Here is an 11,159-nt window from a genome sequence, read left to right as displayed (position 1 = left end):
TCAAAGCTATAGCTAGATATAATAGCTCAGCAAGGGCCAGTGCACTTAGAGCAATAAAACCTTTCTTCGTACCATTTAGCCCAAACGAAGAAACAATAGATACTCCACTAGGACCAAGTGGAAGTGTTGATAGTAATCCAAATGATATTGCAAATATTGACTGAATTAGAATTGACATGAAACTTCTCCAAGAAAATTCTGTAGTGAAGGAATTGATTTATTCAAAAAGTCTTGAAAATCATCATTAGAACCAAATACAGTCTTCATCTTGAATTGCCCTTTGTTCTTGTAAAGATCAAAGTATGTCTTGATAAAGTTAGAGGGAGCGATATTTACAACTGGTGACCCAATAATATTATCTTCTCTACAATCCTCGTAATCATTATTATATTTTGAAAGTAGCTCATCAACTATCTTTTCAATGTTTCCTGTATTGCTTGATTTTGAAAGTTCATCAGAAAATATAGTCCAACAATAGCAAGGCTTATTATCTTTTACTGTAGGGGAGAGGAAGTAATGATCTACATTTGTTCCAATTTTTTTACTAAGCTCTACTACTGTATCTAGCACTTGCTCGTCTGTTGTTTTTTCTGCGGCTAGGTTTATCCCACTCCCTTCTCTTCCAAGTACTTCAAAAGTTAACATTGGTGAAACACTCTTTATCCTAATTATATCTTTCATCGCATAATTAATCATACCGTTTGGTGTTGTCGTATTTATAAAGTAATCCTGGTTTACTTTTAACCCCTCAACACCACATTGTTCAAATGAGTCGACACTATTAAATGTGAATATAATATCAGGGTGAAATGCATATAGTTGCTTACCATCTCGAGCATTGTTTATACCTATACCAATTGGAGCCTCTGTTGAAGCATAGATTCCAAAGTAATTTAGTTTCCTTCCAACAAGCTCGTTTAATCTATCTCTATACTGATCAATTGTTGTTGCTCCATAGATTACTGTTTTAAAATTTGGCCATACTTCACTTATAAATTGCTTACCTGTTTTTTCTAAAACATATTCGAATATTGAAATAAGATAAGTTGGAATTCCTGAGGCCACTTTTATATCTTGATGAATTGTTTGATTTAGAATTTCAGTCATCTTTGTATCCCAGTTTTCTATAGATAAAGTATCTAAAGAAGGGTAAGTGACCTTTTTTAGCGACCTTGGTGTTTTCGCTGTTAGAATTCCTGAGATATATCCAAAACTCACACCATCTTCTTCATATGTGGTAGGTGTTGATCCATACGACAGTCTTGAGGCTGTCAGTAGGTTTAAATCTTTAACTTCGTTTGTAATGACAGATGCAAGGTACTTTTGTGCTGACTGAAATGATGAAATCATATCTTTATTATAAGGAACCTTCTTAGAGTCTTTACCTGAAGTTCCAGAAGTTAATCCAAAATACTTCACATCTCTTTTTGAAAGAATATTTTTTGCTCCATGTACGTGAGCATCTATATAGGGCTTAAAGTCGTTGTATTCTCTTACTTCAAAGTGTTCTGAAAACTCTTTATAGCTGTTGAGGTTATTAAGTCCTGTCTTTCTAAAAATCTTTGTTCCTGCTAGGGTTTTATTTAATTTTTTGAAGTTTTTATTTTGTAACTCTGTAACACTATTTTGATCCACAGCTAATTTCTTGTAGAGTGTACTCAAATATAAATCCGCGACTTTTGCTTTTAAATTTTTCATTTCTTTTGCTCCTATTCGTGATTGAATTTGTGAGCAACTTGTAACACCTAGAAGTAAAAAAGATATTTTTTGTATGAACAGATTTTAGCGATTTCTGTCAAAAAGCTTGATTCTTGACAATAATTGGTTATTTCTGTCTAAGACTAATGTGGTATTTTTTAATAATCATGAAAGAAATACTCACTAATATTACTGCGAAGTGGTGTATATGCTGTGCGTCTCAAAACTGCAGCTTTAAAATAATGTTAAAACGCTTAATTCTAAACTAGATATAGCTGTTATCACTAGTCCTTCCTTTGCAAATCGAATTCTGAGTTTTATAATTGCTCTATCTTTATTTTCCAAATTATAAGAGACAAAGCGAGCGTTAATGAGACTTGTCTTTCCAGAACTTTGGCTAGAGATAAAAAGTAATACGTAAATAACGACAGAGGTGAATATGGGAAGAAAATGGGCCAATATTGAAAAGAAAAAAGGCGCGGCCGATAAATTAAGAGGGCAAATTTATACTAAGATACTTTTTGAAGTTCAAAAAGCCGTTAAATCTGGTGGAGACGATGCTAGTACAAACTTTCTTCTTAGAATTGCTTTAGAGAAATGTAAAAAAAATAACGTACCTAAAGATAATATCGATAGAGCAATTAAAAAAGGTCTCGGTGGAGATGACGATGGTTATGAGGAAGTAACTTATGAAGGTTATGGACTTGATGGTGTTGCAATCTTTGTTGAAACTTCAACTAATAATACAACTAGAACAGTAGCTAATGTTAGATCATATTTTAATAAGGCAGGAGGGTCTCTAGGTACAACTGGAACTCTTCAATTCATTTTCACTCGTAAGGCCGTCTTTGAGGTTCCACAAGGTGACCTAGATGAAGATGACTTCACCCTTGAGATGATTGACTGTGGTGCTGAAGAGATAGAGCTCGAAGATGGTATATTTGAAGTAAGTGGACCAATGGAAGTGTTTGGTGCAATCTCTAAAAAGTTAGAAGAGATGGAGTTAGAGCCGGAAGAGGCAGGACTTCAACAAATTCCTACAACCTTCAAAGAAATTTCTGATGAGTCTTATTTAAATAATATGAAACTAATAGAGAAGTTAGAAGCTGATGATGACGTTGTTACTGTTTATCATAATATACAGTTCAGTGAGCACTTTAACGATTTATAGTATGTCTACTAGGAGTGAGATATGGAAGTTGTCAACGTTCAAGGGTTCAAAGTTAGAGGGTTCTCTGTAAGAACTAAGAATGAGCTGGAGTCTGACCCTAGTACTGGGAAAATTCCAACACTATGGAAGAAATTCTTCGATGAACTAACTCCTAAGTTTGATACAAAATCTAACATCTACGGAGTTTATACAAACTATGAGTCTGATGATTCTGGTGAGTTTGATATCTTTGCTACGACAGATGGGCTCAATAATTGCGAAGGAACAGAAACTTTGGACGTTGAGTCTGGAAAATATCTTGTCTTTGTACAAGACGGAGAAATGCCTAACGCTGTGATTGAAGCATGGGTAGAGATTTGGGAATACTTTAAAAGTGACGAGTGTCTTTTCACTCGAGAATATAAAACTGATTTTGAAAAATATATAGGACCTTCAAGGGTTGAAGTATATATAGGAATAAAATAGATCAATATCTATTAAGGAGAATAAATGAAGATTTTAACTTTAGGTTTACTAATGATTTTTTTCACTTCATGTGGAATGCAAAGTATCCCTACAGCATTGAATGAAGTGGATGCTCAATGGGCAGAAGTACAAAATCAATATAAGAGAAGAAGTGACTTAATTCCAAACTTGGTATCTACAGTTAAGGGTTATGCTAGTCACGAGAAGGAAACTCTACAGGCGGTAGTTGAGGCGAGAGCTAAGGCAACTTCTGTAAATGTTAATCCAGAAAACCTTAACGCTGAAACCTTAGGGAAATTCTCTAAAGCGCAGAGTGGGCTATCTTCAGCTCTTGGAAGGTTGATGGTTGTGGTTGAGAAATACCCTGATTTAAAAGCAAATACAAACTTTAGAGACCTTCAAGTACAGCTCGAGGGAACAGAGAACCGTATCACTGTTGCTAGAAATAGATATATTGGTTCAATCAAAGCATTTAACAACTTAATTACTGTACCACCAACATCTTGGTATAATTCAATGTTTCTAAAGCATGAAAAGAAACCACAATTTCAAGTAGAAAACCTTCAGGAAGTTCAAAATGCTCCAAAGGTGCAATTCTAAATGTTGAAAGTAATAAAGGTATTATTATTTTCACTTTTAATAACTAGTTCATTTGCTAAAGATGTTCCAACTTTGAGACCTGTTGTTGATCAAGCAGGTCTCTTATCTCAAAGAGCAGTCTCTGGTCTTACAGCTGCTTTAGTTGATATCAAAAAACAAACTACAAATGAAATCGCAATTCTTACTGTTGATTCTCTTGAAGGAGAATCGATAGAGGAATATGCCATTAAAGTTACTGACCAGTGGAAACTAGGACAAAGTAAAACAGATAACGGTGTACTACTTCTTGTTTCATTGAAGGATAGAAAGGTTCGTATCGAAGTTGGTCAAGGTCTTGAGGGCTCTCTTCCAGATATAACTGCTGGGAGAATAATTAGAGCAATGACTCCATACTTTAAAAAGAATGATTATCAATCAGGGATTATTGTAGGTGTCAGTCAAATTGTTAAATTCACTGGTGGAGAGTTAAGAAATACCCCAAGAGTGAGCGGAAGAAAGTCTAACGGAGCTTCTTCTATTTTAAGTTTAATCATCATCATTTTTATCGCTAGCGTATTCGGTCGTGGTGGTCGTGGTGGTGGAGTACTCGCAGGCCTTCTTATTGGAAGTGCCATGGGCGGGCGTGGATCTAGTCATGGTGGCGGCTTTGGTGGCAGCGGCGGTGGCGGATTTGGCGGCGGCGGAGGATTCTCTGGCGGTGGCGCTAGTGGAGGCTGGTAATGAATTTAACTAATAAAGATAAAGAATTTATTAAGAATGTAATTAGAGAGACAGAATTGAAAACTTCTGGAGAAATTGTTCCAGTTATTTTGTCTAAATCTGATTTTTACCCAGCAGCTCACTTCAGGCTTGCTTTATTTTTTGGACTACTCGTTGGTGTTCTAACATATAATTACTATGACTTTGATGATCCTATTGTAATTATTTGGGCGCAGATCCCTGGGATGATTCTTGGGTACTTACTTGCTTATATTCCTCTTCTAAAGAGGTTTGCGAGTACAGCTAATGAGTTGCAAGAAGAAGTGTATCAAAGGGCGCTAGAGGTCTTTCATGAAAGTAATGTGTCTAAGACAAAAGATAGAACAGGTATAATGATTTTCATTTCTCTATTAGAAAAGAGAGTCGAAGTAATGGCCGATATAGGTATCTCTAGTAAGCTTCCAAAGGATTACTGGCAAGATATCGTTTCAAAATTAATTGTAAATATTAGATTAGGTCAGACTGTTAAAGGGTTGAGTGAATCTATTTCTGAATGTGGTGGGAAGTTAGTAGAATATTTTCCAATTGAGCATGATGATGAAAATGAAATTTGTGATGAGCTCATAACAGACTTGTAAGGAGTTACCTTGAATACAACAGCTAGTTATAGAAGTGAAATAAGTATTAGTGAAGAGAATGCGAGATTTATGAGTGGAGTCTATAAATGGATGACATTTGGAATTATGCTTACTGCTTTTATTTCATTCTACGTTTCACAATCTAGAGATCTTCTAGAAATGATTTTAGGAAATAAAATTGTATTCTATGGACTAATAATTGCTCAATTAGGAGCTGTATTCTTTCTATCAGCTAAAATCAAAACCATCTCTGCTACAGCAGCTACATGTGTTTACTTGCTCTACGCTGCTCTGACTGGACTTACACTGTCTGTTATCTTCGTTGTTTATACAAGCGAGAGTATTCAGTCTGCTTTTATTTTGACTTCATTCTCATTTGCTGGGCTAAGTGCATTTGGATATATAACTAAGAGAGACTTAGGACCTATTGGAACATTTTGTCATATGGCGCTTTGGGGAATGATAGGCTTTGGAATTCTGACGATGTTCTTTCCTAGTCTTATGAGTACTGGTGCCAGTAAGATCTACGGCATTTGTGGTGTTGTTATATTTTCTGGTCTCACTGCTTATGACACTCAAAAGATTAAAAGTTCAAATATCATTGGAAATGAGGGGACAGAAGAAGATAAGAAAGAAACTATCTTTGGTGCTCTAACTCTTTATCTAGATTTTATAAATCTCTTTCTTTCTATTCTAAGACTGATGGGGAATAGAAGAAAATAGGACCTTTAATAAAGGTCCTAAGATATTTAATTAATTTGGAGTTGTTTCTGACTCTATAACATCACAGAAGTAGTTAACATCCATTCTTACTGTAAATACACCTGAGTATGTATTGAAGTATGCCTCATACTTTTCAACACCATCTGTAAGCTCTTGAGTCTTAGTTAGCATAATCTGATATTCGTTATAAACTTCGTCGTAGCTAACACCTAAGTCATGAGCAAGAATATCCATTGATTGATACTCTACTGCATCTCTACACTCATCAGCGTATGTTGAAGTTATTGATAGTGAAACGACAAAAAGTAGTGAAATTAAAGCTTTCATATAGACTCCTAAAGATTATTTTTAGCTTACTTCTCAGCTTTGGGGCCTATAGTCAATTGAGGATTTTGTTAGGGAGTTTGTAAGATTGTAAAATCAGTACTTTAGATATAAAAAAAGGGACCAAACCTGGTCCCTAAATGACTTTAAATTATATTCTTTTTGCCTTTGAGATATGGCCGGCCTTATTGATAACGCTGGCACAGTCAGGGCTTAGATTAGTGATATAGACCTCTTTGTTAAGACGGCTATACTTTTCAACAATATTGTTAATTACTTCAATACTTGAGAAGTCACAAACTCTTGAGTTCTCAAAGTCTAAGTAAATATTGTCAGGATCTTCTTTTGGATTAAAGAGGGCCTGAAAACTTTGAACTGATCCAAAGAATAATGGTCCATTAAGTTTATAATGTTTTCCACCTTTATCATCTGTATAAATCTCTGCTTTGATTCTCTCTGATTTCTTCCAAGCAAATACAAGTGCTGAAACAATAACACCACAGAATACTGCAATTGCAAGGTCTGTGAAGATTGTTACGATAGATACTAGTAAAATAACAAATGCATCAGACTTTGGAATTTTTCCAATAACTCTAAAGCTAGACCATTCGAATGTTCCAATAACAACCATGAACATTACACCAACTAGAGCTGCAAGTGGGATCAATTCAATAAACTTAGATCCAATAACAATGAAGAATAGAAGAAATAATGCAGCACTGATTCCTGAAGCACGTCCTCGTCCTCCAGAATTTACATTGATCATACTCTGACCAATCATTGCACAACCACCCATTCCACCGAAGAAACCTGTGAAGATATTTGCAAGACCCTGGCCAAGACATTCTCTGTTTGTACTTCCTCTTGTTTCTGTTACTTCATCAACAAGTTGAAGAGTCATTAAAGATTCTATTAAACCAATTGCAGCTAGGATACATGAGTATGGAAATATAATATTAAATGTTTCCATTGAGAAAGGTACTTGAGGAATGTGAAGAGTAGGGAAGCCTCCTCCAACTGATGCAAGGTCAATTACTGTTCTTGTATCAATTCCTATTAAGTGAACGATTCCTGTTACTGCTAATATTGCTGCAAGTGAAGAAGGAATTGCTTTAGTCAGTTTTGGAAGGAAGTGAATAATAACCATTGTCAGTAAGACTAGTCCTAACATGACCATCATATCATTTGTATGAAGCCAGTGGCTTACACCTGTAGCATCTGTAAATTTAAATTGTGATAATTGAGCAAGGAATATGATAATTGCCAGTCCATTAACAAAACCAAGCATAACTGAATGCGGTATCAGTCTTACGAACTTTCCTAATTTAAAGACTCCAGCTAGCATTTGAATAATACCCATAAGAACTACTGTTGCAAATAGATACTCAACGCCATGATCAGCAACTAGACTCACCATAACAACAGCTAGTGCTCCTGTTGCACCTGAGATCATTCCAGGTCTACCACCAAAAATAGAAGTTACTAATCCAACCATAAATGCTGCATATAGACCAACAAGTGGATCTACTCCAGCAACAAATGAGAAAGCTACAGCTTCTGGAACAAGTGCCAATGAAACTGTTAGTCCAGATAGAAGGTCATTCTTTAGTGTTTCCCTAGTGTTAGAGATGAGTTTGAAAATCAAGTTTATTCCTTTTGTAAAATTGTATATAGAAGATAGCTTCAAAAAGGTAAATACTCAAACCTATTTTTTGTTTTTGCGCTGAGTTGTTTTCTGTTTAAGCACTTAAGCGAATTTCAGTAATGATCTACTGTATTTCTTTGAAGAGATAACTTAGAATTAGTAAAAATTATTAATCATTTAATATAGAGGTTTTCTATGAAATTTATTTTATCGTTCTTTTTATTTTCTTCTCTGTCTTATGGCGCTTGTTTTAAAGACGCTACAATTGATTGGAGTGCATATAAAACTCCAACTAAAGCTGCAGTAGGTGGAACTTTTAAGGGAGTTAGCTTTACTAGTAATAAAGGTGAGTCTATCAGTGAAATGTTAACTGGTGCTACTTTTAAAATCGATGCTTCAACTGTTTCAACTAAAGACAAGGGAAGAGACCTTAAGATTGCTAAGTTTTTCTTCTCAACACTTGACGGTGGAAGTGAGATTTCTGGAGTTGTAAAAAAGGTATCTGCAAAAACAATTACTGTAGCAATCACAATGAACGGAAAGACTTTAGATGTACCACTAAGCTATGAATACAAGAGTCAAAAACTTAGTGCAAAAGGTGTAATTGATGTATTTGATTTTGCAATGAACGATGAGTTAAGCGCTTTAAATAAAGCTTGTTATGCTCTTCACCAAGGTAAGACATGGAGTGATGTTGCCATTGGTATAAATGCAGAATTTAAAAGCTGTAAGTAGATTACTTCTTAGCAAAAATACCTAGTCTAACGCGGAGGAAGTGAAATATTTCCTTCGCAACATCCATCTCTAAACATTGCTCGATAGTCTCAAAGCCTGGAGCTGAATTCGCTTCACACACTTTAAAGTGTGAGCCATCAAAGAGTAGGTCGATCCCCGCTATATCCAAGTTAAAGGCCCTTGAGACCTCTAGTGCGAGCCATTCTATTTCAGGTGTTAATTCAAATGCTCTCACTTGTCCACCCTGGGAGAAGTTAGCTTTGAAGTCTCCTTCTTTAGCAACTCTTTCTACACATCCTAGAACTCTTCCCCCGAGAGTGAAGACTCTTAGGTCTCTTCCTTTACTGGATTCTATAAATTCTTGAAGTATTATATTGGCATTTATATTTGTTGATTCCACAAGTTGCATCATATCTGCAAGGTTCTTCTTTGTTTCACACAGAAACACTCCAACACCTTGTGATCCACTTAGTGTTTTAACAATGACTGGAAACCCTAAATTCTTTTCAATGAATTCAATATCAACTGGAAACTTAACCAGCATTGTTTTTGGAACAGGCATATTGTATTCTGCAAGGATCTGATGAGAGTAGAGCTTATCTTTAACAATCTCAATACTCTCTGATGTGTTATAAGACCTTACTCCGAGTCTCTCTAAGTGACGTATGACAGCTAGGTCAAAGTAAGTAGTGTAAGCGCCCATTCTTGGAATGATAAAATCAGGAAGAGGGACGAGCTCCCCATTTAAATGTATTGATTTTCTATTTTCCCAGGTCACGGTAATATCGACATCTTTAGGGCTAACAACCTTTAAGTTGATGCCTTCTTTTTTAGCTGTTTCCATTAGTCTTGAAACTGCATACGATTTCTTTAAGAACTTTGAATCTTCTTTATAGAGAAGCCAGCCTTCCATCTTTACCACCTGTTTAATTATTTGTATGAACTTCTCGGATTTAAGAGCAATAAGCTTGAGTGAATACTTGTAAGGTTATTGCTCCATCTATTGGTAATTATTACTTAACTAGAGTAATAAAGTTTCCATTTGGTGAGATTTTATCTTTCTTAACATTGATATCTACTATTTTATTTACACCGTTCGCTATGACCTGAACTCTATACTGTCCTTTTGAAAGCACTTTATAAAATTCATTTCCAGTAATAGAAATAGTGTCAATTAAGCTCACCTTATTGTCTTGGACTCTACTAATTTTAACGGTGAACTTTTCTACGCCTTTTAAAGAAACTCCAAAACCTTGGTGAACACTCTTCATATAATCAAATAGAGAGTCTCTGTTCTTATCATAGTATGATGGGACTACATCATAGGTAGGCCATTTGGAATGAGAAAGTTCAATCGTTACTTGAAGGTCTTGGTGCCAATGATAGCTCCAATCTTGCATGCCTCCATTTATTTCATACCACTCATACCCGTTTACAATACCGTCTACAAATTCTCTATTGTCTCTCATTGAAGGAATCTTTACAGCATACTCTCTTGAAAGATCTACAACTAGATCCTTGTATGGAAAGTCATCTCTTTGCGTGTCCCACGGGTAGTTTACAACTTCTGTTCCGCCATGGAAGTTCGCCGAGAGAGCAAAGTGGCGCTTACTTTGAAAGTCCATCATGGCCAGTGTTTCTTTCTGGTGATCGCGGTAAGCATTATCAAATATACTTTGCATTGAAAGGTAAGACTTTGCATCTCTTACTACATCTGGAAAGTCTCTGTTTAGATCTCTCCAGTTTCCATTTCCTCTTCTCTTTCCAGCTGCTCCATCAGGGTTCAGCGAGGGCATAATATAAATCTCAGTATTGTTAACTAAGTCTAAAGTTTCTTTATCACCATTTCTATAGTTCAATGCTATTTCATCTAGAAGGGAAACGAGCATCTCTCTTCCTACTATTTCATCTCCATGCATATTTCCAACGTATTTAAATTCTGGCTCTATTTCATCTACTTCAACATTATCTGAAACTTTCATTACCCAGAGATCTCTATTTTCTTCAGTTTTTCCAATGCTAAATAATTTGAATATACCTGGGTTATTCTTGGCCAAAACTTTTAGCTTTTCTTCAATCTCTTCAGGTGAAGGGTATGTGGAGAGAGACTTTTCTTTTTCTTGAGTATCAAGCGTATGAAATGGGTAAGGAGAGTTTAATGTTAACCAATCCTTCAACTCTTTTGGACCATAAACTTCGTAACCCTTACTTGTTGGGTGGTCGATCGTGAATTTTCTTTGCTGATGAATTTTTTGGATTAGCTTCTTAGAGCCGTCACTAACAAAGTATCCTGTTTGAACATTATTGTGTGACTGAGCATAAGTAGAAATTGATGCTAAGACTAGAGAGATGTAAATCAATGTGTTCATAGAGTACCTTTTAAATGAGATGGACTAACTTACATTTATAATGTGTGCGGCGCAATATTGTTGAAAAAAAGTTATAGTTTAAAGGAACTATG

The 11,159-nt window shown here is 35.5% G+C and carries 12 protein-coding genes; 7 read left to right on the top strand and 5 right to left on the bottom strand.

Annotation, left to right across the window (positions count from 1 at the left end; all coding sequences use genetic code 11):
* Positions 1 to 165: 165 nt before the first annotated feature.
* Positions 166 to 1,698 (bottom strand): GH3 auxin-responsive promoter family protein, encoded by a 1,533-nt coding sequence (locus ABX784_RS03990; protein WP_372652853.1) that lies wholly within the window; start codon positions 1,696 to 1,698, stop codon positions 166 to 168.
* Between the two features lie 439 nt (positions 1,699 to 2,137).
* Here ABX784_RS03990 and ABX784_RS03985 point away from each other — a divergent pair, with 439 nt between their 5' ends.
* The 6 genes from ABX784_RS03985 to ABX784_RS03960 are packed head-to-tail and all read left to right on the top strand — an operon-like array spanning position 2,138 to position 5,994.
* The gene (locus ABX784_RS03985; RefSeq protein ID WP_372652851.1) at positions 2,138 to 2,869 is read left to right on the top strand and encodes a YebC/PmpR family DNA-binding transcriptional regulator; all 732 of its coding nucleotides are present in this window, start codon (positions 2,138 to 2,140) and stop codon (positions 2,867 to 2,869) included.
* A 21-nt stretch (positions 2,870 to 2,890) separates the two neighbouring features.
* A complete protein-coding gene (locus tag ABX784_RS03980; protein WP_372652849.1) occupies positions 2,891 to 3,334 on the top strand; it encodes a GyrI-like domain-containing protein in 444 nt (147 codons plus the stop codon).
* Positions 3,335 to 3,358: 24 nt separating this feature from the next.
* Positions 3,359 to 3,934: a LemA family protein gene (locus ABX784_RS03975; protein WP_372652847.1), complete on the top strand. Its 576-nt coding sequence runs from the start codon at positions 3,359 to 3,361 to the stop codon at positions 3,932 to 3,934.
* A complete protein-coding gene (locus ABX784_RS03970; protein ID WP_372652845.1) occupies positions 3,935 to 4,654 on the top strand; it encodes a YgcG family protein in 720 nt (239 codons plus the stop codon).
* On the top strand, positions 4,654 to 5,271 hold the full coding sequence (locus tag ABX784_RS03965) for a TPM domain-containing protein (RefSeq protein WP_372652843.1): 618 nt from the start codon (positions 4,654 to 4,656) through the stop codon (positions 5,269 to 5,271). The genes ABX784_RS03970 and ABX784_RS03965 overlap by 1 nt, the downstream gene beginning before the upstream one ends.
* 9 nt (positions 5,272 to 5,280) lie before the next feature.
* On the top strand, positions 5,281 to 5,994 hold the full coding sequence (locus ABX784_RS03960; RefSeq protein WP_372652841.1) for a Bax inhibitor-1 family protein: 714 nt from the start codon (positions 5,281 to 5,283) through the stop codon (positions 5,992 to 5,994).
* Positions 5,995 to 6,024: 30 nt separating this feature from the next.
* Here the strand turns inward: ABX784_RS03960 and ABX784_RS03955 are convergent, their stop codons facing one another.
* Positions 6,025 to 6,321 carry a hypothetical protein gene (locus tag ABX784_RS03955; RefSeq protein WP_372652839.1) on the bottom strand — a complete coding sequence of 99 codons (297 nt, stop codon included), beginning with the start codon at positions 6,319 to 6,321 and terminating at the stop codon, positions 6,025 to 6,027.
* 148 nt (positions 6,322 to 6,469) lie between these two features.
* A complete protein-coding gene (locus ABX784_RS03950) occupies positions 6,470 to 7,960 on the bottom strand; it encodes a SulP family inorganic anion transporter (RefSeq protein WP_372652855.1) in 1,491 nt (496 codons plus the stop codon).
* 198 nt (positions 7,961 to 8,158) lie between these two features.
* Here ABX784_RS03950 and ABX784_RS03945 point away from each other — a divergent pair, with 198 nt between their 5' ends.
* Entirely contained in the window at positions 8,159 to 8,698 is a 540-nt protein-coding gene (locus ABX784_RS03945) for a YceI family protein (protein ID WP_372652837.1), read from the top strand.
* A gap of 1 nt (position 8,699) precedes the next feature.
* On the opposite strand, the gene ABX784_RS03940 is transcribed toward ABX784_RS03945, so the two are convergent.
* Together ABX784_RS03940 and ABX784_RS03935 are read right to left on the bottom strand one after the other, a co-directional pair.
* Positions 8,700 to 9,611 carry a RimK family alpha-L-glutamate ligase gene (locus tag ABX784_RS03940; RefSeq protein WP_372652833.1) on the bottom strand — a complete coding sequence of 304 codons (912 nt, stop codon included), beginning with the start codon at positions 9,609 to 9,611 and terminating at the stop codon, positions 8,700 to 8,702.
* A gap of 100 nt (positions 9,612 to 9,711) precedes the next feature.
* A complete protein-coding gene (locus ABX784_RS03935; protein ID WP_372652831.1) occupies positions 9,712 to 11,067 on the bottom strand; it encodes a M14 family zinc carboxypeptidase in 1,356 nt (451 codons plus the stop codon).
* Positions 11,068 to 11,159 lie beyond the last annotated feature (92 nt).

It is taken from the genome of Halobacteriovorax sp., from assembly GCF_041587335.1.
Lineage (GTDB): Bacteria > Bdellovibrionota > Bacteriovoracia > Bacteriovoracales > Bacteriovoracaceae > Halobacteriovorax.
This window is presented reverse-complemented; position numbering and strand designations above follow the sequence as displayed.